The sequence below is a fragment of the Kaistia granuli DSM 23481 genome, assembly GCF_000380505.1.
Lineage (GTDB): Bacteria > Pseudomonadota > Alphaproteobacteria > Rhizobiales > Kaistiaceae > Kaistia > Kaistia granuli.
Genome location: NZ_AQYH01000008.1, coordinates 83,785 through 109,113, shown reverse-complemented (window position 1 = coordinate 109,113; position 25,329 = coordinate 83,785). Strand labels below are relative to the sequence as shown.

Below are 25,329 nucleotides of genomic sequence, written 5' to 3'. Positions count from 1 at the left end.
GTCCGCCCGTTTCATTTTGGAGAAACCCTGAGGAGGGCATGGTGGAGGCGGGCATGGCGCAGAAGGTGATCGGGCTGATCGGCGGTTTGAGCTGGGAGAGCTCGGCCGAATATTATCGCATCATCAACGAAGCCGTCCGTGCCCGGCTTGGTGGATTGCATTCGGCGCGCCTGCTGATGTGGTCGTTTGATTTCGCCGAGATCGAGGCGCTGCAGGCGAGCGGGCGCTGGGGCGAGGCGACGGCGCTGATGATCGACGCGGCGCGGCGGCTGGAGCGCGGCGGCGCCGATTTCGTCCTGATCGGCTCGAATACTATGCACCGCATGGCGGCCGACGTGCAGGCGGCGATCGGTATCCCATTGTTGCACATCGCCGACCCGACGGCCGAGCGCATCAGGGCGGCCGGCGTGACGCGCGTCGGCCTGCTGGGAACCGCCTTCACCATGGAGCAGGACTTCTACAAGGGCCGGCTCGCGAGCGCGCATGGCCTCGACGTGCTGGTGCCGGACGAAACGGATCGGGCGGATGTCCACCGCATCATCTACGAGGAACTCGTGCAGGGTCTGGTTGAACCCGGCTCGCGGGCGATCTATCGCGACGTGATGGCGCGCCTGGTCGAGCGCGGCGCCGAGGCAATCATTCTCGGCTGCACCGAGATCATGCTGCTGGTCCGTCCGGAGGACAGCGCCGTGCCGCTCTACGACACGACGACCATTCATGCCGAGGCGGCGGTCGAGCGCGCGCTCGGAAGCGTGTAGGCGACGGCGAGATGCCTGCCTGTTATTCGGCTTCTGTCGGGATCAGACCGTGTAGCTGATTGCGGCGTAATAGGCCTGGGCGTAGCTCGCAATCAGATTGGCCTTGTCGAGACCGTTGATGATGCGTCGGGCCTGCACCCAGTTCGACGTCGGGCCGTTGAAATAGTCCGACAGGCGTTTGCCGGTGAACCAGCCGCCCATCATGCCCAGGAACATGATCCTCCCGGCATGGGCAGGGTTCATCGCTTCGTCGGGCTGATTGACGAGGGCCGGAAAGCCGATTTCATTCCCGGCCTTGATATAGTTGTTCTTCCAGGTGAGCTGGACGAATCCCTTCCCGCTATATCGGACCCCGTCACCGGCTGTCGTGTTGCCGTACTTCCGGGCTCTGGCAGGGTTCTCGCCTGTAACGTCGTATTTTCTTCGCAGGTATTCCTTGCCGCCATATTCGTGGATCGGTTTCATGGTGCGGTCGGTCTCGTGATGCGCTGTCGCGAGCGCATAGGCCAACCAGCGATCATCCTTGGCAGCGTGGTTGGCCTCCCATTCGTCAAGCAACGCGCTCAATCCCTCGACCTGGCTCGCCTTGAGCGTTCCATCGAAAAGGCTGAGCCGTACTTGCTTGAAAAAGAATTCTCGATTGATCATCGGGAGTCCCTCAACCTGTTCAATCGTATAGATTGAAGGGAAACCATACATTCCTCTGCGGAATGTTGTGATCAATTCTTCGTAGCGGCTAGGTCTCGGGATCCGAATGTATGGGGACGCCGCGTGCTGGATACCTGCGATGGCAGGCCGCCTCAAGGCAGCGGCAGGGCAGGGCCGGGCCGGCAACGGTCTAGGCGTCTCAGGCAGGCAGAATGATCGAGCGGTCGACTTCGTCGCGTTCGGCGGAGGCCAGTGCCGCGAGGATCGCGTGGCGGTCATTGAAGCGGTGAATGCCAAGCCGATGCTGGCGGCCGATGCCCTGCGGCCAGTGTGGCGGTATCGGATCTCCTTGGCCGGTCGCCCAGCCGAAATCGACCAGGGTCAACTTGCCGTCGCGCACCATCAGGTTATCGCACTTGATGTCGTTGTGGCAGCAACCGACCGTGGCAAGCGCCGAGAGGATCGCCTCTGCCTGGTCGCGCCAGTCATAGGGCAGGTTGTAATGCCGCGTCGGCTCGCCGACATATTCCATGCGCAACAGGCCGGGAATGTGGCCCAGCAAACGGGGCACCAAACCGGTCGGCGCCATGGCGGTGAGCCAGCGGATCTCGCGGCCTTCGATGCCATGCTCGATGAAACGGCCAAGTTTCTTGTGCACTTCGAGCCGGTTCAGGTCGATCCGGACGGTCGAGCTGGAATGCTGGTCGAAGTGAATCTCGTACAGATTGGATGTTTCGGGATCGTGAAAATAGGCGATCTTGGCGGCGGCGGGATTGGCTGAACAGCTGATCGATTGCGCGCCGTCCTGCCCGTCGTGTCGATGCAGCACGGTCCGGCCCGGCTCGACAGCGGCAAGATAGTCAATCAGGGCTGGCGGCAGGGCCTGGATTCGATCGTTCATCGGAACGGTCGTAGCAATTTTGGCGACAATGTCGACGAAATGAATCGCAGCCAGCGGAAATTCGCGACGTGGGGCTGTCTCGAAGAAGGTGCCGGAAAAAATACAGCGGACGGTCCGGCCCGCGCTCTGCGGCGCAGCGGGTCGGAGCCGTCCGCCGCCCCACCGGCCCTGCCGGTATGGCGAAGAGCCCGGTCGGTTGCGAACCGGGCGGAAATTTCAGCGAACGGCCCTGCCTGGGTCTTGGGGGGCAGGGGCAGGGCCGTTCGCCCTTCCTCAACCCCGAGGGGAAGAGGGTCTCGTGTTCCGCTCCGGCGCGCGGTGCGGTGAATACGCGGCCTCCGAAGGCGCGGAGGGTCTCGATGGAGGCTTGGCCAGGCTCTTCTCTGGATCGCCGTCTGGCGTGGCCTGCTGACTTGAGTTGACGATGCCACGCCGGGGGGCAAGTGTCTGTGATGTCGATCACACCGGGAACCGCATGAGGCCATCGCGCATTCGGCTAAGGGGGATTCTGAGCCCCAGGTGACATCGTCATTGAATTGTCGGCGGCCGGGTCTATGCAGGCCGTCGACCAATCCCAGGTCCTGACCGGCGACGATGCGCGGACGACGGCATGAAGCATGAGGGGCAGTATGGATCAGCTGGCATGGTCGGCGAGCCAATATGTGAAATTCGAGGATGAGCGCACGCGGCCGGCGCGGGATCTGCTGGCGCAGGTGCCGTTGGCCAGTGCCCGATCGATCGTCGACCTCGGCTGCGGTCCCGGAAATTCCACCGAACTCCTGGCCGAGCGCTATCCGGATGCGGAGATCGTCGGCGTCGACGCCGCGCCGGACATGCTGGCTGCTGCCCGCCAGCGCTTGCCCGAGCTCCGCTTTCTGGAAGTGGACGTCGCCGACTGGGCGCCGCCCGAGCCGGTCGATCTCCTGTTCGCCAATGCCTTGTTCCAGTGGATTCCCGATCACCTCACGGTCCTGACCCGTCTGATGGACAGTCTGCGGCCGGGCGGCGTGCTCGCCGTGCAGATGCCGGATAATCTCGGCGAGCCGACGCACATGCTGATGGAGGAGGTGGCGCATGCCGGTCCCTGGGCCAGCGCGTTCGCCAATCGCGGCACGAGGCGGCAGCTGCTGCCTTCGCCCATGACCTATTTCGACGAACTGGGCCCCAAATCGGCGAAGCTCGAGGTCTGGCACACAATCTACAACCATCCGCTCGCCGATGCCGCCGCGATCGTCGAATGGGTGAAGGGCACCGGCCTTCGACGCTATCTCGAAGTGGTCGAGCCGGATCTGCGCGAGGCGTTTCTCGAGGCTTATTCCGAACGGGTGGCCGCGCTCTATCCGCCGCTCGCCGACGGACGCGTGCTGCTGCGCTTCCCGCGCCTGTTCCTGATCGCCGTCAAGGCTTAGCGGCGAGGGCGCTGCCCTCGACCGCCGGTTCAGCAACACTGCTACTTGATCGTGCAGATGCCGTTCGCGCCGTGCTTGCCGGTATAGGAGACGGCCGGCGAGCCATCGGGATTGATCGAGAGCGAGATTGTCACACCGCCGCCCTTGGCCTCGTAGTAATTGTCGTTGAACTTCCTCAGCTTCGCTTCCTTACCGTTGATGTAGATCGGGCCGCCTTCGTCGGCGTGCACGTCGATGTTGGTGGGGCAAGTCGCATTGACGAGGGGAATGTTGGCGCGGGCCTGCCCGGCGAGGGCGATGGCGCCAAGCAGGGTAGCCGCGGCAAGGAGATTGCGTCGCATCGGGATCTCCAGAGCAGTTTGCGAGAACTTCGCAACGGTATGAGAAGTCGCGCCAGGTGGCTAGTGGCCTGGCTTCGGCGCGCTCCGTCAGTGGTCAGGTCGCCGCCGGTTCCGGCCTGCGCGCCGGCACGCGCAACTTCGGGGCCTCGTCCGTCCCCGCCGCCGTCATCAGCAGGCGACCGAGCGCCTCGAAATCGGCGCGACGGGGAGAAGACCGCCGCCAGACGAGCCCGATCTCGCGCTCCGGTTCGGGCGCGCTGAAGCGCGAGAGGGCGATGCGTTCGTCGCGCGCCTCGATCGCGACGCACATCTCCGGCAGCAGGGTCACGCCATAGCCGTTCGCCACCATCTGCATGATGGTCGAAAGGCTCGCCGCGCCGAAGCCGCTCATTTTCTCGGAGCGCGGAATCCGGCAATAGGTAAGCGCCTGATCGCGCAGGCAATGACCTTCCTCCAGCAGCAGCAGGCGGTCCGGCGGGATCTTGTCGGGGCTGGCGAAGATTTTGGCGTCGGCATTTTCATCCGCCTTTGTCGCCAGCAGGAAGCGGTCGACGAAGAGGGGAAGGCTCTCGAAACCCGCGTCGCGCGCCGGCAAGGCCATCAGCACGACGTCGAGCTTCCCCTGTGCCAGTTCGTCGACGAGCGCATTCGTCTGGGTTTCGCGCAGGTGTAGTTCCAGCTTGGGATAGGTGCTCTGCACTAGCGGCAGCGCCTTCGGCAGCAGGTAGGGCGCGATCGAGGGAATGACGCCGAGCCGAAGCGGTCCGGTCAACGCCGCGCCGCCATGCAGGGCATAGTCCGTCAGGTCGCGGATCTCGCCGAGAATCCGCACGGCCCGCCGGGCGATCTCCTCGCCTTTGGGCGTGACGGCGATCCGCCGAGAGCCACGCTCGATCAGCGCCACGCCAAGCGTCGCTTCGAGATCCTGGATCTGCTGCGACAAGGCGGGCTGCGTGACGGAGCATTCATCCGCGGCCCGTCCGAAATGCAGATGGCGTGTCACCGCCTCGAAATAACGCAATTGGCGCAGAGTGATCACGAGTTTTTCAGCCTGGAATTGATCTGAATCATGGTCGATAAGTTATTCTTATCGTTGGTGGCAATCAATATGATTGGAACTGATCTAAACGCGTGGCATCTTAGCGCCATGTCGAAGGCGGCTCGGACGTCGCCAAAACGAACCTGGAGGGCGCCATGACAGACAAGCTCACGACGACGGCCGGCGCGCCGATCGCAGACAACCAGAATTCCGAGACGGCCGGCGAGCGCGGCCCCGTGCTGCTGCAGGATTGGCAGCTGATTGAAAAGCTCGCGCACCAGAATCGCGAGCGCATTCCCGAGCGCGTCGTCCACGCCAAGGGCTGGGGCGCCTACGGCACGCTGACCGTCACCGGCGATATCTCGAAATACACCAAGGCCAAGGCGCTCCAGCCGGGCGCCAAGACCCCGATGATCGCCCGCTTCTCGACGGTCGCCGGCGAGCTCGGCGCGGCGGACGCCGAGCGCGACGTGCGCGGCTTCGCGCTCAAGTTCTACACTGAAGACGGCAACTGGGACCTCGTCGGCAACAACACGCCAGTGTTCTTCGTCCGCGATCCGCTGAAGTTCCCGGATTTCATCCACACGCAGAAGCGCCACCCGAAGACCAATCTGCGCTCGCCGACTGCGATGTGGGATTTCTGGTCGCTCTCGCCCGAGAGCCTGCACCAGGTGACGATCCTGTTCTCGGATCGCGGCCTCCCGACCTCGGTTCGCAAGATGAACGGCTACGGCTCGCACACCTACTCGTTCATCAACGCTGAGAACGAGCGCTTCTGGGTCAAGTTCCACTTTAAGACCCTGCAGGGTCATGAGCACTGGACCAATGCCGAGGCGTCCGAAGTCGTCGGCAAGACTCGTGAGTCCACACAGGAAGACCTGTTCGGCTCGATCGAGCGCAACGAGTTCCCGCGCTGGAAGGTGCAGGTCCAGGTCATGCCCGAGGCGGATGCGGACAAGACGTCGTACAACCCGTTCGACCTGACCAAGGTCTGGCCGCATGCGGAATATCCGCCGATCGACATCGGCACGCTCGAGCTGAACCGCAATCCGGAAAACTACTTCGCCGAGATCGAGCAGGTCGCCTTCTCGCCGTCGAACATCGTCCCGGGTATCGGCTTCTCGCCCGACAAGATGCTACAAGCGCGCATCTTCTCCTATGCGGACGCCCACCGTTACCGGCTCGGCACGCATTACGAGGCGCTGCCGGTCAATGCTCCGAAGGTTCCGGTGCACAACTACCACAAGGACGGAGCCATGCGCTTCTTCCCGCCGGCGACCAACAACGACGCCTATTACGAGCCGAACTCCTTCAACGGCCCGAAGCAGGATCCGGCCGTCAAGGAGCCGCCGCTGAAGATCAGGGGCGATGCGGATCGCTACAATCATCGCATCGGCAATGACGACTATAAGCAGCCCGGCGATCTGTTCCGCCTGTTCAACGCGGAGCAGAAGGATCGTCTGTTCAGCAATCTCGCCGCTGCCATGCAGGGCGTGCCGGTCGAGATCGTCAACCGCCAGCTGGTGCATTTCTATCGCGCCGATCCGGAATACGGCATCGGCGTTGCCACCAAACTCGGCCTGCCGACCGAAGGTCTCGCCGCCGCTGCGGAGTGAGGCTTCCAAAGCCATGACGAAAGGCGGCGCCGCAAGCGCCGCCTTTTTGCGTTCTGATCGCCAGCTTTGGAAGGGCCGGATCTTTGCAACCCTGTGCCTCTCGGGCAAACAGGAGCGAAGATCCGAAGGAATGGTTCATGCGCCTCGACATCTCCGAACTCGTCCCTGCCTTCCCCGAATTCCGCGTCTCTGTCGTCCTCGCCGAGGATCTGTCGACCCGGCCAGTGCGGCAGTCCGAGCTGGCCGAACTGATCGCCGCGCGCGAGGCCGAGTCGCGCCGTGCCTGGGGCCGGACCGACCTTGCCGACATTCCGGGTGTCGCCGCCTGGCGCCGTGCCTATCGCGCCTTCGGCATCAAGAAGACGAGCTATCGCTCCTCCGTCGAGCGTCTCGTCAAGAACGTGCTCGCCGAGCGGCCGCTGCCCGTCATCAACAGCTTTGTCGACGCCTATAACGCGGTGTCGCTGACCCATGTGCTGCCGCTCGGCGCCGACGATCTCGACCGGATCGAGGGCGACCTGGCGTTCCGCTATGCCCGCCCCGGCGACAGCTTTCTCGACATGGCCTCCGGCGAGAATGATGGCTGTGCACCCGTCGAGGATCCGCCGAAGGATGGCGAAGTCGTCTATGCCGACGCCTCGAAAGTGCTGTGCCGGCGCTGGAACTGGCGTCAGGACGGTCGCTCGCTGGTGACGCCGCAGACGCGTCGCGCCATCGTCACCCTGCAGTCGAACGGCGAGGGGAAGCTGGAGGATGCGGTCGCTGATCTCGTCGACCTGATCGGCCGCTTTTCCGGCGGCCGCACGAAGGTCGCCATCGCCGATCGGCATGCGCCGGCCGTCGAGATTGGCTGACAATTCTCTTTACAGATATAAAGATATCTTTATATCTATTCCGGTCCGGATGGCGGCGAATGTTGTCGCGATCGCCGGGGTGGAGTTGAGATCATGGTGGGCCACGCGGCTCTTTCGACGGATGCGATCATCACGGCGCTCAAGGCGGCCGGTGAGGCGACGCGCTATCGCATCCTGGCGCTGCTGTCTGCCGGCGAGCTCTCCGTCAAGGATCTGACCGCGATCCTCGGCCAGTCGCAGCCGCGCATCTCCCGCCATCTGAAGCTCCTGACCGAGGCCGGGCTGATCGAGCGATTCCCGGAAGGCGCCTGGGTCTATTACCGCATCGCCGATTCGTCCGCCGAGCGGCGCCTGGTGCAGGACCTCGTCGCCCTGGCCGATCCGGACGATACGGCGCTGGCGCGCGATCGCGAATGGCTTGCCGGCGTCAAGCGCGAGCATGCCCAGACGGCGGCGCGCTATTTCACAGAAAATGCCGCCGACTGGGACACGATCCGCTCGCTGCATGTGCCGGATACGGCCGTCGAAGCCGCCATGCTCAAGCTCATCGGCACGCGGCCGATCGGCTCTTTCCTCGATATCGGCACCGGCACCGGCCGGATGCTGGAACTGTTCGCGCCGCTCTATCAGCGGGCTGTCGGCATCGATGCCTCGACGGCGATGCTGTCGGTGGCGCGCGCCAATCTCGACAAGGCCGGGGTCGCGCATGCCCAGGTCCGGCATGGCGACATCATGAAGCTGCCGATGCCGCGCGACAGCTTCGATCTCGTGGCAATCCATCAGGTGCTGCACTATCTCGATGACCCGGCGGTGGCGCTGGCCGAGGCCGCGCGGGTGTTGCGCCCGGACGGCCGCCTGCTCGTCGTCGACTTCGCACCGCACGGACTCGAATTCCTGCGCGAGCGCCATGCGCATCGCCGTCTGGGCTTCTCGCATGAGGCGATGCGGACCTGGATCGAACAGGCTGGCCTGGTGCTCGAGGAAGCGACCGATCTCGCGGCGAAATCGGCGGAAGAACAATTGACAGTAACGCTCTGGCTGGCGCGCGATCCGCGCTTCAATGTCGCCGGAGTCACGAAGGGGTTGGAGACGGCGTGATGCGTGAGACGATCGATCGGGCGAGCCGCAACGGCGTTGGCGCCTCCGGCCTCAAGGTTTCCTTCGAGTTCTTCCCGCCCAAGACGGAAGCCATGGAGCAGACGCTCTGGACATCGATCGAGCGCCTGGCGCCGTTGGCGCCGGACTTCGTCTCGGTCACCTATGGCGCCGGCGGCTCGACGCGCGAGCGGACGCATGCCACCGTGTCGCGCATCCTGGCCGAGACGGCGCTGAAGCCGGCGGCGCACCTCACCTGCGTCGGCGCCAGCAAGGCCGAGATCGACGCGGTCGTCGACGGCTATGCCGAAACGGGCGTGCGCCATATCGTCGGACTGCGTGGCGATCCGGTCGAGGGCATCGGCGCCGTCTACCGGCCGCACCCGGAGGGCTATGCGCAGGCATCCGATCTCGTCACCGCGATCCGCAGCCGCCATCCGGAGATCGAGGTCTCCGTCTCGGCCTATGCCGAGCGGCATCCGGAAAGCCGCGACTGGCAGACCGAGATCGACAATCTGAAGCGCAAGGTCGATGCGGGCGCCACCCGCGCCATCACCCAGTTCTTCTTCGACAATGATCTCTACTCGGCCTTCCTCGACCGGGTCGCCGCGGCCGGCATCGCCATCCCGATTGTTCCGGGCATCGTGCCGGTGATCAACTTCACCCAGACGGCGAAGTTCGCCGAGAAGGCCGGCGCCAGCATTCCGCCCTGGTTCGCCGCCCGCTTCGAGGGGCTAGACGACGACGCCTCGACAAGGCAGCTGGTGGCGGCGGCGGTTTGCGCCGAGCAGGTGCTCGATCTGGTAGACCGTGGCGTCAACGAGTTCCATTTCTACACGATGAACCGCGCCGACCTCGTCTACGCCATCTGCCACCTACTCGGCATGCGGCCGGCGAAGGCGGAGACCGAAGCCCGCTCGGTGGGGGAGAATGTTGCGTGAGGGCGTTGCTTCCCGGAACCAACTGGCGAAAGAGAAGATCATGAGCATTCCAGCTTCCACTGCCGACCTGAAGCGCGCCGCGGCGCAGCGCATCCTCGTGCTCGACGGCGCCATGGGCACCATGATCCAGCAGTTGAAGCTGTCGGAGGCGGATTTCCGCGGCGAGCGCTTCAAGGACTGGCACCGCGATCTCAAGGGCAACAACGACCTGTTGATCCTGACGCAGCCGGACGCCATCGAGAAGATTCATCGCCAGTATTTCGAGGCCGGCGCCGACATCGTCGAGACCAATACCTTCTCGTCGACGACGATCGCCCAGGCCGACTACGGCATGGAAGAGCTGGCCTATGAGCTCAATCTCGAGGGCGCGCGAATTGCCAAGCGTGCCGCCGATACGGTGGCCGCCGCGACCGGACGCCCGCGCTTCGTCGCTGGTGCCATCGGGCCGACCAACCGCACCGCGTCGATCTCGCCGGACGTCAACAATCCGGGCTTTCGAGCCGTCACCTTCGACGATCTCCGCACCGCCTATGCCGAGGCGACGCGCGGGCTGATCGACGGCGGCGCCGACCTCATCCTGATCGAGACGATCTTCGACACGCTGAATGCCAAGGCGGCGGTCGCCGCCGTCGAGGACGTGTTCGACGAGAAGGGCGTGACGCTGCCGGTGATGATCTCCGGCACCATCACCGATCTCTCCGGCCGCACGCTTTCCGGCCAGACGCCGACGGCGTTCTGGTATTCGCTGCGCCATGCGCGACCGTTCTCGATCGGGCTCAATTGCGCACTCGGCGCGCGCGAGATGCGCGCCCATATCGACGAGATCGCCCGCGTCGCCGATACGCTGGTCTGTGCCTATCCGAATGCCGGCCTGCCGAACGAGTTCGGCGAGTATGACGAGAGCCCGGAAGCGATGGCCGTGCTGGTCGGCGAGTTTGCCCGTTCCGGCCTCGTCAACGTCGTCGGCGGTTGCTGCGGCACGACGCCGGACCACATCCATGCCATCGCCGAGGCGGTCAAGGGAGTCGCGCCGCGCGTCCTGCCTGCAATCGCTCCGAAAATGCGCCTTTCCGGCCTCGAACCGTTTGAAATCGCCTCATGACCAACGCGACCGCCATCTTCGTCAACATCGGTGAGCGCACCAACGTCACCGGCTCCGCCAAATTCCGCAAGCTGATCACCGCCGGCGACTATTCGGCGGCGCTCGACGTCGCGCGCGAGCAGGTCGCCAACGGCGCGCAGGTCCTCGACGTCAACATGGACGAGGGCCTGCTTGATTCCGAAAACGCGATGGTCACCTTCCTGAACCTGATGGCGGCCGAACCGGATATCGCGCGTGTTCCGGTGATGATCGATTCATCGAAGTGGTCGGTGATCGAGGCGGGCCTGAAATGCGTCCAGGGCAAGCCGATCGTCAACTCGATCTCGATGAAGGAAGGCGAGGACCAGTTCCGCGACCACGCCCGCAAGCTGCGCCGTTATGGCGCCGCCGTCGTCGTCATGGCCTTCGACGAGAAGGGACAGGCGGACACGTTCGAGCGCAAGACCGAGATCTGCGCCCGCGCCTACAAGATCCTCGTCGAGGAAATCGGCTATCCGCCGGAAGACATCATCTTCGATCCGAATGTCTTCGCCATCGCGACCGGCATCGAGGAACACAATAATTACGGCGTCGACTTCATCAATGCGACGCGCTGGATCCGCCAGAACCTGCCGCACGCGCATATCTCCGGCGGCATCTCGAACCTGTCCTTCTCGTTCCGCGGCAATGAGAGCGTGCGCGCGGCGATGCACTCGGTGTTCCTCTACCACGCCATTGCCGCCGGCATGGACATGGGCATCGTCAATGCCGGCGCGTTGCCTGTCTATGACGACATCGATCCCGAGCTGCGCGATCTCTGCGAGGACGTCATCCTCAATCGCCGCGACGACGGCACCGAGCGCCTGCTCGAGATCGCCGAGCGCTTCAAGGGGGGCGCCAGTTCGAAGAAGGAGGCCGATCTCACCTGGCGCGAATGGCCGGTCGAGAAGCGGCTTGAGCATGCGCTCGTCTCCGGCCTCACCGATTTCATCGAGCTCGATACCGAGGAGGCCCGCGCCAAGGCGGCGCGGCCGCTCGACGTTATCGAAGGCCCGCTGATGGCCGGCATGAATGTCGTCGGCGACCTGTTCGGCGCCGGCAAGATGTTCCTGCCGCAGGTGGTGAAATCCGCCCGCGTCATGAAGCAGGCCGTCGCCTATCTGATGCCCTTCATGGAGGAGGAGAAGCGCCGCCTCGGCACGACAGGCTCGTCCTCCGCCGGCAAGATCCTGCTCGCCACGGTCAAGGGCGACGTGCACGACATCGGCAAGAACATCGTCGGCGTCGTGCTCCAGTGCAACAATTTCGAGGTGATCGACCTCGGCGTCATGGTGCCGGCGGCGAAGATCCTCGCCACCGCCAAGGCGGAGAATGTCGACATCATCGGCCTTTCCGGCCTCATCACGCCGTCCCTCGACGAGATGTGCCATGTCGCGGCCGAGATGGAGCGCGAGGATTTCCACGTGCCCTTGCTGATCGGCGGCGCCACGACCTCGAAGGTGCACACCGCCGTCAAGATCCATCCGAACTACGCCAAGGGCCAGGCCGTCTACGTGCTCGATGCCAGCCGCGCCGTCGGCGTCGCGTCGAGCCTGCTCGGCCGCGACAAGGCGAGTTATGTCGCCGATGTGCAGGCGGACTACGTCAAGATCGCCGACGCGCATGCCCGCGCGCAGGAGAACAAGCGCCGCATCACGCTGGCCGCCGCGCGGGATGACGGGCTGAAGCTCGACTGGACGAACTACAAGCCGGTCAAGCCGAGCTTCCTCGGCACCAAGGTGTTCAAGGACTACCCGATCGCCGAGCTCGTCCCCTATATCGACTGGACGCCGTTCTTCTCGACCTGGGAGATCAAGGGCACCTATCCGCTGCTGTTCGAGGACGAGAAGGTCGGCGAAGTCGCCCGCTCGCTGTTCAACGACGCGCAGGCGATGCTGAAGCAGATGGTCGAGGAGAAGTGGGTTTCTGCCAATGCCGTGATCGGCTTCTGGCCGGCCAATGCGGTGGGCGACGACATCGCGCTCTATGTCGATGAGGCGGGCGAGAAGGATCTCGCGACGTTCTATACGCTGCGACAGCAGATCGCCCGCTCTACCGACAAGCGCCGGCATGTCGCGCTCTCGGATTTCGTCGCGCCGAAGGAGACCGGCATTACCGACTATGTCGGCGGCTTCGCCGTCACCACGGGCATCGGCGAGGAAGTTATGGCCGAGCGCTTCAACCGCTCCAACGATGATTACTCGAAGATCCTGAGCCAGGCGCTGACCGACCGTCTGGCCGAAGCCTTTGCCGAGCGGATGCACCAGCGCGTGCGGCGCGAATTCTGGGGCTATGCCGCCGACGAGACGCTGACCAATGAGGAACTGATCCGCGAGAGCTATGCCGGCATCCGTCCGGCGCCCGGCTATCCGGCCCAGCCCGACCATACAGAGAAGCGGACGCTGTTCGACCTGCTCGACGCGGAGAAGCAGGCCGGCATCCTGCTCACCGAGAGCTTCGCCATGTGGCCGGGCTCCTCGGTCTCCGGTCTCTATATCGGTCATCCCGACAGCTATTACTTCGGCGTCGGCCGGATCGAGGCCGATCAGGTCGCCGACTATGCCGCCCGCAAGGGCTGGACGGTCCAGCAGGCCGAGCGCTGGCTGGCGCCTGTGCTCAACTACGACCCGATCCGCGTCGAGGCGGCGGAATAGGTATCTTCGCGCATTTCGCCGCCTGTCGGAGGTAGCGAAATGCGCGCTATCGGATCTCGCAGCCCCGCTCAGTCAAACAGGGCTTTGGAAAACGGCTCCGGCGGTCGCTGGCCGGTTCGCTCGAAGTATTTCTGCAGGACGAGCAGCGAAAGCAGGCCTTCGGTACGGGGATCGTCGAATTGTGCCACATGACGGTTGGCGTTCTCGATGATCGCGCGGGCCTCGTCCTCGTTCCGTTCGTAGTGCGCGATCGTCTCTTCGAGATCGGCAAAGTCGGACCGGACCTCGGCATAATGGACGCCAGGAACGAGCTGTCCTTCCATGAACCAGGTCTCGTAGCGCGGCCGCGGCATGATGCAGAGCGATTGCGACGCCATGATCCATTTCAGGTTGGTGGCAACGTCATTGCCCTCGATCGACAGGATGTAGCGGTGCTGTAGCTGCGCCCCGATGCCGAGATAGGCCTTTGGCGCAATTGCGCCTCCCATGTCGCAGGTGTGGCCGATGTCATGGGCCGGATGGCGCCAGAATTTCTCGACCAGCACGCGTCGGACCGGATTTCTGCCGAGAATACCACGCCAGACCGCGCTCCTCCGCTTTTCATGGAAGGGGATACGATCCGTCGGCCAGGTGAAGTGGCGCAGCTTGTCGAGCTTCATCAGGACGGAATTGGCATTCGTCTCGGAGATTGGCCGGCTCTTGACGATGGAGGGCTCTGAGGGAACGTAGGTCACGTCGCCGAAGTCGTAGGAAATCCTCATGCTTTCTTCAAAGTAATTGGCAAATTCCTTGAAGTCGTAATAGCAGAAGCTTGGTTTTCTTGCGATGTGCCGGATCTCCGACGCGCCGATAAGGCCGTGTATGCTTTCCATCTTGTTGTAGTAGCTGAGCCTATTGCGTACCGCCTCGGCATGATCGACCGGGTCGATCGCGGAATAAAGCCGGTCACGCCGGGACCCGTAGATGGCGGACGGGATGAGGTCGCGGATGACGCCCTTCGTGTAGAAGCGGACTCGTCTCAGACTGCTGGAAAGTGACATCTTCTGTGCATCAAGTCATTCGGGCGGTTTCTATCGCGTGGATTGTGCCTGCCGGCAAGCGGGCAGACTGCCGCGCCGTGTCCCGTGGCGACCTGCCGGCAGCCGGCCTCCCGATGTGTCGTCGCGCGATGATGTCTGGCGCCGACGAGGGGAATCCGGTAGGGACTGCCCGTCTTCATTGCTGCGGTCTTCGCACGTCAGAAAAGTCCTCATGTCGGCCACATTTACTGCCGCCGGGTTCCGCCGCGGCTTTCTTGAGGGGCTCGCGCTTCTGCCCGGTATGATCGCCTTCGGCGTCGTGTTCGGCGTGCTGGCGGGCCAGGTCGGGATCTCGATCCTCGGCGCCGCTTCGATGAGCCTCTTCGTCTATGCGGGTACAGCCCAACTCCTGGCGCTGCATGCTTGGGGCGCGCCCGATCTGCTGTTCGCCGTTCTGGTCGCCGTGGTCGCGATGAATGCCCGCTATGTGCTGTTCGGTGCCGCGATGCAGCCCTGGATGCGGGGGCTATCGCCGTGGATCGCCTATCCGTCGATGTTCCTGATGGTGGACGCCAACTGGGCGACGGCGATGCAGGAGCGGGACCAGGGGCGGCGGGATGTCGCCGTCTTCGTTGGCGTCGGCTTCGGCTGCATGGTCGGCTGGATGGCCGGCACGATCGCCGGAGCCGGCTTCGGCCAGTGGCTCGGCGACACGCGCCGGTTGGGGCTCGATTTCTTCCTGCCCGCCTTCTTCCTGTCGCTCGCCTGCGGCTTCTGGAAGGGGCGAGGGGATCTCCTGCCGCTGATCCTTGGTGCCCTGGTGGCGGTGCTCTTCGAACGCTTCGTCGGTGGTTCGCTGCATGTTCTGGCGGGCGGTCTTGCCGGCAGCCTGGCGGCCGCCTTCCTGCCCCGGAAGGGCGAGAATTCGGGCGGACCGAAGCATGTCGCTTGATCCAAACACGACGGCCGGCTTCGCAGTCATCATCTCGCTGATGGCCGTCGCGTCCTACCTGACGCGCATCGCCGGCTTCTTCCTGATGCGTTTCGTGGTGGTGACGCCGCGCGTCGAGGCCTGGCTGAAGGCGCTGCCGCTGGCGATCATGGGCGCCATTCTCGGCCCAATCGTCGCGCATGGCGGCCCGGCCGAATATGCCGGTTTCGCAGCGACCATCGCCGTCTTCTACTGGCGGCGAAACGATATCCTGGCCGCATTCGCCGGCATGGCGGTCGTTGCAGCCAGCCGGGCTTTCTTCGCCCTCTGAGCGACCGATCCCCGTGGCGCATCTCTAGCCGAGGGTGCCGGGATCCACGCGGGAACCTGACGCCAGAGACTAAAGAACCGAGCTTCCGGAAAAGCCCGGTTCGGTTCTGCCAGATACGCTGTTGGGAACGCTTGTTCGGACTGGGACCGCCGGAGTGGCTAGATGGCTCCGAATACGATTGCCGCGACGAACACAAAAGCGGCACTAACGGCCAGCAGGTGGAACGGTTTAGCGAGGCTCATGGACATCTCCCGGGTCTCTCTTTCACGCCCAACTTCCACCGTAAATACTAACGTGATCGACGGATCCGGCAAGGGGAGAATTTGCAGCTTTACCGCCGGAGTCGGCGGATTCACGCCGAAAATCGGGTAAGCCGTGGAATAATCTCCCAAATCCGGCTGTGAATATTGGCCGCCGAGCGACATTGTTCCGCTGCGGTGCCGCCGCAATCCTCAATCGGGATTCACCATAATTGCGGCGGCGGCTACCGGTGCGCCAGTTCCGCTGGTAGCCGTTTGGTAACGTCCCGGAAACCCAGCCTCTCAATCGTTTCTTATGGTTTCGCTGCGACCGTCCGGCCGACGACAACAGCGCCGGACGACCAGCATGGATGATCACCCGATCGAGCCTGACGCCGATGTGCCCCCGGGGCGCAGGGCGGAGCTTCTCGCGTCGATCACCGACCTCTTCGGCAATGCCGGCAACACTGTCTCGCCGCCGACCGCGGCGCTCTATTCGGAGATCGTGCTCGGCGTGTTCGACGCGCTCGCACCGGCGGAGCGGATCGAACTTGCCGATCGTATCGCGATGTTGCCGAACGCACCCGCCGCCGTGCTGAGCCATCTCGCCAGCGGGGCGATCGAGACAGCGGAGCCGGTGCTGAAGCGCTCGATCGCCTTCGATGACACGCTTCTTGCCACGCTGGCCGCGACGCTGCCGCATGATCGCCTCTGCGTGATCGCCGGACGGGCCTGGGTCTCGGAAACCGTGTCGGACGCGCTGCTGGATCGCGGCGACCGCGCCGTGCTCCGGCTGCTGGCGCACAATCCCGGCGCGCGCTTCTCGCAGCACGGCCTGGCGGTCCTGGTCGACGAGGCGGAACAAACGCTGGCGCTGCGCCGCGCCGAAGCTTCTCCTGCCGCCGAGACTGGCGAATGGGGGCAGGTCCTCTCGTTCCCGACGGAGTATTCTGCCTCCGCCCCACGGCGCGCGGCCCCGGCCGCCGCCGGCCCGGCCGCCGTCATCGCGCTGCCGGTCGCCGCCCGCCGCCCGGACGCGGAAGCGATCCTGCCGGCCACGGCGAGCCCGGTCGCCACCGTTATCGCGACGGTTGCCTCTGGCGACCGCATGCTCGAGGTTGCCGGCCTGCTCGCCGCCTTTGCCGGGCTTCCGGTCGACATGGTGCGGCGGATGATCGCCAAGCCGGACACGATGCCGCTCGCCGTGCTCTGCAAGGCAGCCGGCGTCACGGTCGAGACCTTCGCCGCCATCGCCGCCATCCGCGGCCGCCGGCATGGCCACGCGGAGGAAACCGTCGACACGCTCGTGCGCGCCTATGAGGCGCTCGGCGACGAGGATGTCGCGCGGACCTTGCGTTTCCTGCGCGCTCGCCACGGCGCTGCCTTTCTCGGCCAACTCCCCGTGATGCAGAACCCGGCCGGCTGATCGACCCGGCGGTTCCGATTCACCGGCAGGGTTTTCGTGGCGGCGGCGCACTGATAGCCTTTGCCCGCCACGGCCAGACGGGATGCGAACGATGGATCGCTTCGAGACCGCCCGCGACGCAGCCTACAAGCTCCGTCCGGATCAGCCGCTCTACTGCTTTCGCCCGAGCGTGCTGCGGGCCGATGCGCTGGCGTTCAAGTCGGCCTTTCCGGGGCGCATGGCCTATGCGGTAAAGACGAATGGCGAGCCGCTGGTGCTGCAGACGCTGGCCGATGCCGGGGTCGATTGCTTCGATGTCGCCTCGCCGGCGGAGTTCGCCGCCGCCCGCGCCGTCGCGCCCGGGGCCGAGCTGCTCTACATGCATCCGGTCAAGGCGCAGTCGGACATCCGCCTGGCGCTCGAGACCTACGGCATCCGCGTCATCGCTGTCGACCATGAGGACGAGATCGCCAAGATTGCCCGCATCGTGCGAGCGCTCGATCTCGATCCGGAGGAAATCACCCTTTTCGTTCGGCTGGCGACGCGCGGCCACGCCGCCTATGAGCTGTCGAAGAAATTCGGAGCCGCGCCCGGCCATGCCGTCGAGCTGGTCGAGCGGATCGCCAGGCTCGGCTTCAAGGTCGGGCTCTGCTTTCATGTCGGCAGCCAGGTCGAGGACACCGACACCTATGAACGCGCGCTCGCCTCGGCGGCCTGGGTGCGCTCGCGCGCCGGGGTGGACCTCGCCGCGCTCGACATAGGCGGTGGTTTTCCGGCTGCCTATGGCAGCGATCCCAAGCGCAAGCAGCTGGTGCGGCCGGAGACCGGCGCCCTGATCGCCGACATCGTCGCCGAGGCCGACGCATGGGGCTTCGGCGATGTCCCGCTCGTCGCCGAGCCCGGCCGGGTCATCGTCGCCCGCTGCCTTTCCGTCGTCGTCCGCGTCCTCTTGAAGAAGGGCAGGCGGCTCTACATCAATGATGGCATCTGGTCGTCTCTTTCGGATTCCTGGACCGGCAAGATCACGCTGCCCGCCCGACATCTGCCGGATCCCGCCCGCCGCAAGCGCACGGTCGACGGTGACACCATCGTGCCGTTCCGCGTCTGCGGCGCCACCTGCGATTCCGTCGATATCCTGTCGCGGCCGTTCTACCTGCCGGAAAGCATCGGTATGGGCGACTGGATCGAGATCGGCCATATCGGCGCCTATTCGCTGTCGCTTCGTACTCACTTCAACGGCTTCTATCCGGACAGCTTCGTCGAGGTGACGTCGCCGTTCGAAGCGGCCGGCCCTGTCGAGGGTTTTGCCACGGTCGAGACGATGGGCGAATAGGGGTTCGGCAACCCTCGCGACGCGCTCACGGGCGCGCGCAACGTCACCGCGCAATCATGGTTGACCATTCTTTAAGAGCTTCGGGCGCATTCTACCGGCATGTTCTGTTGCGTAGCGTTGCGTACCGCGTCGGTGCTCGCTCTCGTCGCGCTCTCCGGGTGCGCCCTCAACTTCCTTGGTGAAGAGAGGGAATCCTGGCGGGATGCGTCGGAGCGAGCCTGTTACGCGCAAAAGCTCGTCGTCCCTTCCTATTTCCAGCGCCCGGCGAAGGAAGTGGAGGGCAAGGGGACGTGCGGCATCGAGAAGCCGCTCAAGGTGAATGCCTTCGAACGCGGCATCGTCGCGGTCACCGGCGGCGACGTCCTCCTTGGTTGCATGATGACCAATGCGATGGAGCGCTGGGTGCGTGAAAGCGTGCAGCCGGCCGCACAGGCGCGTTTCGGCATGCCCGTCACTGAAGTGCTGACCATGGGAACCTATGCCTGCCGGTCGCGCAACAATCGCCACGGCGCCAAGCTTTCCGAACATGCCTTCGCCAATGCCTTCGACGTCGCCGGCTTCCGACTGGCCGATGGCCGCACCGTGCGCGTCAAGAAGGACTGGCGGCGGGGCGATCCGGCCAGCCAGGCCTTCCTGCGCGAGGCGCTGATCTCGGCCTGCAATTACTTCACCACCGTGCTCGGGCCGGGCTCCGACCGCCAGCATGAGGATCACATCCACATCGATCTGGCCCGGCACGGCAAGTCGGGCTCGCGCTATTGCCGGCCGCGGATCAACATGCCGGGGCCGACGCCGCTCGATCCCTACGCCCACATGCCGATGGCCAGCGTGCCGCAGGCGCTGCCGGAGCAGCAGCCCGCACCTGCGGCCGTGTCGCAACCGTCGGCCCCTCCCGCCGATTTTGGCTGGGTCGAGGGGCCACAGCCCATCGACGCCGTGCCGCCCTCCGGTCCCTACACGCCGCCGGCCAGCATCCCGCTTTCCTACGCGCAGTAGTCGCATTTGCCGAGCCTGCGCCTGTGACTTGCATCACAGTCTTCCGTAGCGTCAGATAGTATCTGGCCTCCCTCTTGGGATTTCGAGGAGACTAGGATGACCGGTTCGACCGCCGTTTACGTCGATGAGACGCGCTACAATCTCTACGCCACCATCCACAAGGGGCTGCGCCGCGCCCAGGGCCAATTGATGATCCGCCTCGGGGCGGTCGATCCGCTGAGCGAGGCCGATGTCGCCGGGCTGATCAAGGATCTGAGGCTGATGGTGTCGATGGGGCGCCAGCACCTCAAGCACGAGGATACGCATATCCATACGGTCGTGGAGCAGCGCAGTGCCGGCGCCACCAAGCGGCTCGCCGACGATCACGACGACCACGAGCGCGATTTCCAGGAACTGGAGGCGATGCTGGCGCAGATCGAGGCGGCGCCGCCGGAGCGGCGCTCGCCGATGCTGCGGGCGCTCTATCTGCGCTACACGAAATTTCAGGCGCATGATTTCGAGCACATGATCGAGGAGGAGACGGAAACCCTGTCGCTCCTGCATCGCCTGTTCCGAGACGACGAACTGGCGACGATCGAAGGCAATATCGTCGGCTCCGTTCCCCCCGACACGATGATGGAGTTCATCCGCATCATGATACCGGCGATGAATCCGGCCGAGCGCCTCATGATGCTGGGCGGCATGAAGGCGGCGATGCCCGTCCCGGTGTTCGCGGCGATCGTCGACATGGGCGTCAAGCCGGTGCTGGATCCGGCCGATTGGCAGAAGCTTGAACTGGCGCTCGCAAAGGCGGCGTAATGGGATAGAGGGCGCGGGCAGGATGGCGTTGGTCTTTCCCTGAGGGAGACGGAAAGAACGGAGTTTCATCCGACCCAAGGCTCCGTGCCTGGCCCGAAATCCAACAGAGGCACCCGATGCCTGAACCCTCCCCGTGAGGGAGGGTCAAGACCGCCTTCGGGCGATCTTGGGGAGGGGTTCTTCGTCGGTCTTGTTGCTCGCGGCGAGAGGAACACCCCTTTCCGAAAACGCAAAGTGCGTTTTCGACCTCCCTCAAGGGGGAGGTTCAAGGAGAGGAGCTACGTCGGCCCTGGAGTGCCCGCTGAACACTCCTTCGAGGCTTCGCTCTGCGAACCACCTTTGGGTGATGGCGGCGATCTGGAAGCCACCATTAGGCTGCGCCATATCCCCCGCCGGTCGGGGTGGTGACGATCACCGCCTCGCCAGCCTGAATCACCGTCTGGTCGCAGCCGGCCAGTTTCTCGACGCGCCCATCGTTTCGGCGCACCTCGGTCCTTCCGAGCGCACCGGGATCGCCGCCTTCGAGACCATGCGGCGCGACCGTCCGGTGCGAGGCGAGGATCGCGCATTCCATCTCTTCCAGGAAACGGATGGTGCGCTGGGTGCCGCTGCCGGCCGACCATTTCCCGCGCCCGCCCGATCCCTTGCGGATGTGGAAATCCTCGAGCAGGACGGGGAAGCGGAACTCCAGCACCTCCGGATCGGTCAGGCGCGAATTGGTCATGTGGACATGGACGCCGTCGACACCGTCGAAGCCCGTGCCGTCGTTCAGCACGCCGGCGGGCGCGCCAGAGCAGAGCGTCTCGTAGTATTGGTAGGTCTGGTTGCCGAAGGTGAGGTTGTTCATCGTCCCCTGCGAGGCGGCCAGCGCGCCTAGCGCGCCGAAAAGCGCGTTGGTGACCTGCTGGCTGGTCTCGACATTGCCGGCGACGACGGCGGCCGGATAGCGCGGCGCCAGCATCGAGCCCTCCGGGATGATGATGTGGATCGGCCGGAGGCAGCCGGCATTCATCGGAATGTCGCCCTCGACCATGACGCGGAAGGCGTAGAGCACGGCGGCTCGCGTCACCGGTTCCGGCGCGTTGAAGTTGGTCTTCTGCTGGGGCGAGGTGCCGGTGAAATCGACCGTCGCCTCGCGCTTCTCGCGGTCGACGGTGATCTTCACCCGGATGACGGCGCCTTGGTCGGTCTCGACCGCGAATTCACTGTCCCGGAGCCGGCCGAGGACTCGACGCACGCTCTCCGCCGCATTGTCCTGCACATGGCCCATATAGGCGGTCACCATGTCGAGGCCGAAATGCTCGACCATGCGGCGCAGTTCCTGCACGCCCTTTTCGTTGGCGGCGATCTGCGCCTTCAGGTCGGCGACGTTCTGGGCGACGTTGCGGACGGGGTAGGGGTGGTTCGTGAGGAGCTCCACCAGCTCCGCCTCGCGAAAACGGCCGCGATCGACGAGGGTGAAATTGTCGATCAGCACGCCTTCCTCGTCGACCGTGGTGGCCCGCGGCGTCATCGAGCCGGGCGCGGTGCCGCCGACATCGGCGTGGTGGCCGCGGCTCGCCACGAAGAACAGGATGTTTGCGCCGGCATCGTCGAAGACGGGCGAGACGATGGTGATGTCGGGCAGGTGCGTGCCGCCATTGTAGGGGGCGTTCAAGGCGAAGACGTCGCCGGGACGCATCCTGCCCTGGTTCAGTTCGATGATCGTCTCGACCGAGCGGTCCATCGAGCCGAGATGGACGGGAATATGCGGCGCATTTGCGATCAGCGCTCCGGTCTGGTCGAAGACGGCGCAGGAGAAATCGAGCCGCTCCTTGATGTTGACCGAATGCGCCGTGTTCTGCAGCGTCAGGCCCATCTGCTCGGCGATCGACATGAAGAGGTTGTTGAACACCTCCAGCATGACGGGATCGGCTTCGGTGCCGAGGGCATGGCGGCGTTCGATCGGCGCGATCCGTGTCAGCACGATATGGTCGCGCGGCGAGATTGCGGCCTGCCAGCCGGGCTCGACGACGAGGGTCTGGTGCGGCTCGATGACGAGCGCCGGCCCGGCGACGACGGCGCCACGCTCGAGGGTTCGGCGGAGATGGATGCCCGCCTGGTACGCCGCGCCGCCGGAAAAGATCGAGACAATGTCGTCCGGTTCGGGCCGCGTCTCCGGTGCGTCGAGGGCGGGCTCGTCGATGACCGCGCCGCCGCCGACGGCCTCGACCTCCAGGCTCTCGACGACGATCGCCTTGCCCTCGAAGACGAAGCCGAACTGCTTGCGGTGCGCCGTCTCGAAGGCGGCCCGGATGGCTTCCAGTGGCAGCCAGGTTTCGTCAGACGGCTGGAGCGCCTCGACCGGGATCGGCGTGTCGGTGCCGTCATAGCGGAGATGGGCGCGGACGAAGAGCGTCGCCTGCTCGACGCCCTGACGAGCCAGCTCGGCGCCGACCTCGGCCGACAGCTCGTCGGCGAGCGCCTGCAGCTCCGGCAGCGTTGCCGGCGCCAGCGGCTTCACCACGGCCTTGCTGCGGCTGGCGCGGATGTCGGCGAGCCCCATGCCATAGGCGGAGAGAATTCCGGAGAAGGGGTGCACCAGCACCGTCTTCATGCCGAGCGCGTCCGCCACCCTGCAGGCATGTTGGCCGCCGGCGCCGCCGAAGCAGTTCAGCGCATAGGCGGTGACGTCGTAGCCGCGTTGGACCGAGATCTTCTTGATGGCGTTTGCCATGTTCTCGACGGCGATGTGCAGGAAGCCGTCGGCGATCTCCTCGGCGCTGCGGCCATCGCCGATCTCTTTCGCCAGCGCCTCGAAGCGTTGCCGCACCACCTCGGCGTCGAGCGGCTGGTCGCGACCGGGGCCGAAGATCCTCGGAAAATGTTCCGGCCGCAATTTGCCGGTCATGATGTTGGCATCGGTGACAGCGAGCGGGCCGCCGCGGCGGTAGCTGGCAGGGCCGGGATCGGCGCCGGCCGAATCCGGGCCGACGCGGAAGCGGGCGGCCTCATAGTGCAGGATCGAGCCGCCGCCGGCGGCGACGGTATGGATGCGCATCATCGGCGCCCGCATCCGCACGCCGGCTACCTCGGTCTCGAACGAACGCTCGAAGGCGCCGTCATAGTGCGAGACGTCAGTCGAGGTGCCGCCCATGTCGAAGCCGATGACCTGGCCGAAGCCGGCCTGGCGCGCCGTCTCGACGGCGGCGACGACGCCGCCGGCGGGGCCGGACAGGATGGCGTCCTTGCCCTGGAACAATTCCGCCGCCGTCAGCCCGCCGGACGACATCATGAACATCAGGCGGGGCGCAGGGCCGCCGGCGACGCCGAGCTCGCCCGACACCTGTTCGACATAGCGGCGCAGGATCGGCGAGAGGTAGGCGTCGACGACGGTGGTGTCGCCGCGCCCGACCAGCTTCATCAGCGGCGACACCCTGTGGCTGACCGAGACCTGCGCGAAGCCGACGGCCTCCGCGATCGCGGCGACCCGTGCCTCGTGCGCCGGATATTTCCAGGCATGCATGAAGACGATGGCGACGGAGCGGATGCCGGCCTCAAAGGCCTCGCGCAGCGCCGTCTCGATCGCGGCCGCATCCGGCTCGGCCTCGATGGTGCCGTCGACGCGGACGCGCTCGTCGATTTCGACGACGCGTTCGTAGAGCAGCTCCGGCTTGACGATCTTCTTGGCGAAGATGTCGGGCCGCGCCTGGTAGCCGATCGCCAGCGCATCGCGAAAACCGCGCGTGATCAGGAGCAGCGTGCGGTCGCCCTTGCGCTCGAGCAGCGCGTTGGTGGCGACCGTCGTGCCCATCTTCACCGTGTCGATCGCCCCGGCCGGGATCGGCTCCCCCGGCTCGATGCCCATCAGCTCGCGAATGCCCTGGACGGCGGCGTCGCGATAGGCGGCGGGGTTCTCGGACAGCAGCTTGTGGGCGCGGATGCGGCCCCCGGGGTCGCGGGCGACGATGTCGGTGAAGGTGCCGCCGCGATCGATCCAGAAGTCCCACTGCGCCATCGTCATGCCCTTTCCGCCCAGGATGCTCGGGGGCATGAGTAAAGTGCGCGCGCGCGGCGTCAATCCGTTACCATCGCGATGGGTTGCGATCGGGCGCCGCCCGATCCGCTTCTGCCGTGGATCGCTTCCCTGCGCGACACCCTGGACTCTCGCGCGGATGCATCGGGTCGCCTATTCTTCGTAGATGACAATCTGGCAACGACTCGGCGACCTCATCCGTCAGCTGCCCGGATCCTGCACCATCGGGCAGGCTCTGGATGGCCTCATCGAAACCGTGCGCACGGCGTTTCTCGGCTCGCCGACCGATCGGCGGCAAGTGGCGTTTTCCGTTTCGATGATCGCGCTATCCGCCAAAATGGCCAAGGCGGACGGCGTCGTCACGCGCGACGAGGTGACGGCGTTCGAGGAATTGTTCGAGATCCCGCCGACCGAGCACCAGAACGTGGCGCGGCTGTTCAATCTCGCCAAGCAGGACGTGGCCGGCTTCGACGCCTATGCGCGCAAGCTCGCCAGCCTGTTCGAGCCGGGCTCCTCGGTGTTCGAGGATATCGTCGACGGCTTGTTCCACATCGCCAAGGCCGACGGCATGGTGCATGAGGACGAGCTCGCCTTCCTCGATCACGTGGCGGCGATCTTCGGCATCAACGAGACGGCGTTTGCCCGCATCCGTAGCCGCCACGTCGTGCCGGAAGAGGGTGATCCCTATCTCATCCTCGGCATCGACCGCCGCGCCTCGAACGACGAGGTGAAGCGTCATTACCGCCGCATCGTCGCCGAGACGCATCCCGACAAGCTGATCGCCCGCGGCGTGCCGAGCGAGTTCCTCGCCATCGCCACCGCCAAGCTCGCCGCACTGAATGGCGCCTATGATCGGATCCGCCGCGAGCGGGCCTTCGCATGATGG

Annotated in this window: 20 protein-coding genes and 1 pseudogene; 14 read left to right on the top strand and 7 right to left on the bottom strand. The window is 65.2% G+C overall.

Annotated features, from left to right (window positions below):
- Window positions 1-38: 38 nt before the first annotated feature.
- The gene (locus G342_RS0112830; RefSeq protein ID WP_018183553.1) at window positions 39-758 is read left to right on the top strand and encodes an aspartate/glutamate racemase family protein; all 720 of its coding nucleotides are present in this window, start codon (window positions 39-41) and stop codon (window positions 756-758) included.
- Window positions 759-800: 42 nt separating this feature from the next.
- On the opposite strand, the gene G342_RS0112825 is transcribed toward G342_RS0112830, so the two are convergent.
- Both G342_RS0112825 and G342_RS0112820 read right to left on the bottom strand, forming a co-directional pair.
- Window positions 801-1,406 carry a glycoside hydrolase family 19 protein gene (locus G342_RS0112825; RefSeq protein WP_018183552.1) on the bottom strand — a complete coding sequence of 202 codons (606 nt, stop codon included), beginning with the start codon at window positions 1,404-1,406 and terminating at the stop codon, window positions 801-803.
- A gap of 199 nt (window positions 1,407-1,605) precedes the next feature.
- Window positions 1,606-2,307, bottom strand: a complete 702-nt coding sequence (locus G342_RS0112820; protein WP_018183551.1) for a protein kinase family protein — start codon at window positions 2,305-2,307, stop codon at window positions 1,606-1,608.
- A gap of 638 nt (window positions 2,308-2,945) precedes the next feature.
- Between G342_RS0112820 and tam the strand changes: the two genes are divergently transcribed.
- The gene (gene tam, locus G342_RS0112815) at window positions 2,946-3,716 is read left to right on the top strand and encodes a trans-aconitate 2-methyltransferase (protein ID WP_026304391.1); all 771 of its coding nucleotides are present in this window, start codon (window positions 2,946-2,948) and stop codon (window positions 3,714-3,716) included.
- A 41-nt stretch (window positions 3,717-3,757) separates the two neighbouring features.
- On the opposite strand, the gene G342_RS0112810 is transcribed toward tam, so the two are convergent.
- Both G342_RS0112810 and G342_RS24090 read right to left on the bottom strand, forming a co-directional pair.
- Entirely contained in the window at window positions 3,758-4,057 is a 300-nt protein-coding gene (locus G342_RS0112810; protein ID WP_018183549.1) for a hypothetical protein, read from the bottom strand.
- 94 nt (window positions 4,058-4,151) lie between these two features.
- Window positions 4,152-5,096 (bottom strand): hydrogen peroxide-inducible genes activator, encoded by a 945-nt coding sequence (locus G342_RS24090; protein ID WP_018183548.1) that lies wholly within the window; start codon window positions 5,094-5,096, stop codon window positions 4,152-4,154.
- Between the two features lie 155 nt (window positions 5,097-5,251).
- Here G342_RS24090 and G342_RS0112800 point away from each other — a divergent pair, with 155 nt between their 5' ends.
- From G342_RS0112800 to metH, 5 genes and pseudogenes are all read left to right on the top strand, one after another.
- Complete coding sequence (locus G342_RS0112800; RefSeq protein WP_018183547.1) at window positions 5,252-6,712, top strand: catalase; 1,461 nt, start codon at window positions 5,252-5,254, stop codon at window positions 6,710-6,712.
- 137 nt (window positions 6,713-6,849) lie between these two features.
- On the top strand, window positions 6,850-7,566 hold the full coding sequence (locus tag G342_RS0112795; RefSeq protein WP_018183546.1) for a B3/B4 domain-containing protein: 717 nt from the start codon (window positions 6,850-6,852) through the stop codon (window positions 7,564-7,566).
- 93 nt (window positions 7,567-7,659) lie between these two features.
- Window positions 7,660-8,664, top strand: coding sequence for an ArsR/SmtB family transcription factor (locus G342_RS0112790; RefSeq protein ID WP_018183545.1), 1,005 nt, complete (start codon window positions 7,660-7,662; stop codon window positions 8,662-8,664).
- Window positions 8,664-9,602: a methylenetetrahydrofolate reductase [NAD(P)H] gene (metF, locus tag G342_RS0112785; RefSeq protein ID WP_018183544.1), complete on the top strand. Its 939-nt coding sequence runs from the start codon at window positions 8,664-8,666 to the stop codon at window positions 9,600-9,602. Before G342_RS0112790 ends, metF begins: the two co-directional genes overlap by 1 nt.
- Window positions 9,603-9,642: 40 nt before the next feature.
- Window positions 9,643-13,376 (top strand): annotated as a pseudogene (gene metH, locus G342_RS24085) (methionine synthase).
- A 68-nt stretch (window positions 13,377-13,444) separates the two neighbouring features.
- On the opposite strand, the gene G342_RS0112775 reads toward metH, so the two are convergent.
- Complete coding sequence (locus G342_RS0112775; protein WP_018183543.1) at window positions 13,445-14,416, bottom strand: glycosyl transferase family 90; 972 nt, start codon at window positions 14,414-14,416, stop codon at window positions 13,445-13,447.
- Window positions 14,417-14,627: 211 nt separating this feature from the next.
- Between G342_RS0112775 and G342_RS24080 the strand changes: the two genes are divergently transcribed.
- Entirely contained in the window at window positions 14,628-15,347 is a 720-nt protein-coding gene (locus G342_RS24080) for an AzlC family ABC transporter permease (RefSeq protein ID WP_051094219.1), read from the top strand.
- The gene (locus G342_RS0112765) at window positions 15,337-15,657 is read left to right on the top strand and encodes an AzlD family protein (protein WP_018183541.1); all 321 of its coding nucleotides are present in this window, start codon (window positions 15,337-15,339) and stop codon (window positions 15,655-15,657) included. The genes G342_RS24080 and G342_RS0112765 overlap by 11 nt, the downstream gene beginning before the upstream one ends.
- Before the next feature lie 158 nt (window positions 15,658-15,815).
- On the opposite strand, the gene G342_RS0112760 is transcribed toward G342_RS0112765, so the two are convergent.
- On the bottom strand, window positions 15,816-16,082 hold the full coding sequence (locus tag G342_RS0112760) for a hypothetical protein (RefSeq protein WP_018183540.1): 267 nt from the start codon (window positions 16,080-16,082) through the stop codon (window positions 15,816-15,818).
- A 181-nt stretch (window positions 16,083-16,263) separates the two neighbouring features.
- Between G342_RS0112760 and G342_RS0112755 the strand changes: the two genes are divergently transcribed.
- The 4 genes from G342_RS0112755 to G342_RS0112740 all read left to right on the top strand — a co-directional run bounded on the left by G342_RS0112755 (window position 16,264) and on the right by G342_RS0112740 (window position 20,428).
- On the top strand, window positions 16,264-17,322 hold the full coding sequence (locus G342_RS0112755; RefSeq protein ID WP_018183539.1) for a DUF2336 domain-containing protein: 1,059 nt from the start codon (window positions 16,264-16,266) through the stop codon (window positions 17,320-17,322).
- 91 nt (window positions 17,323-17,413) lie between these two features.
- Window positions 17,414-18,634, top strand: a complete 1,221-nt coding sequence (locus G342_RS0112750) for an alanine racemase (RefSeq protein WP_018183538.1) — start codon at window positions 17,414-17,416, stop codon at window positions 18,632-18,634.
- Window positions 18,635-18,733: 99 nt separating this feature from the next.
- Window positions 18,734-19,630, top strand: a complete 897-nt coding sequence (locus tag G342_RS24075; protein WP_083931223.1) for an extensin-like domain-containing protein — start codon at window positions 18,734-18,736, stop codon at window positions 19,628-19,630.
- Between the two features lie 96 nt (window positions 19,631-19,726).
- Window positions 19,727-20,428, top strand: a complete 702-nt coding sequence (locus G342_RS0112740; RefSeq protein WP_018183536.1) for a hemerythrin domain-containing protein — start codon at window positions 19,727-19,729, stop codon at window positions 20,426-20,428.
- 370 nt (window positions 20,429-20,798) lie between these two features.
- On the opposite strand, the gene G342_RS0112735 is transcribed toward G342_RS0112740, so the two are convergent.
- Entirely contained in the window at window positions 20,799-24,431 is a 3,633-nt protein-coding gene (locus G342_RS0112735; RefSeq protein WP_026304390.1) for a hydantoinase B/oxoprolinase family protein, read from the bottom strand.
- A gap of 178 nt (window positions 24,432-24,609) precedes the next feature.
- On the opposite strand from G342_RS0112735, the gene G342_RS0112730 reads away from it, so the two are divergent.
- Window positions 24,610-25,326 carry a J domain-containing protein gene (locus tag G342_RS0112730; RefSeq protein WP_018183534.1) on the top strand — a complete coding sequence of 239 codons (717 nt, stop codon included), beginning with the start codon at window positions 24,610-24,612 and terminating at the stop codon, window positions 25,324-25,326.
- Window positions 25,327-25,329 lie beyond the last annotated feature (3 nt).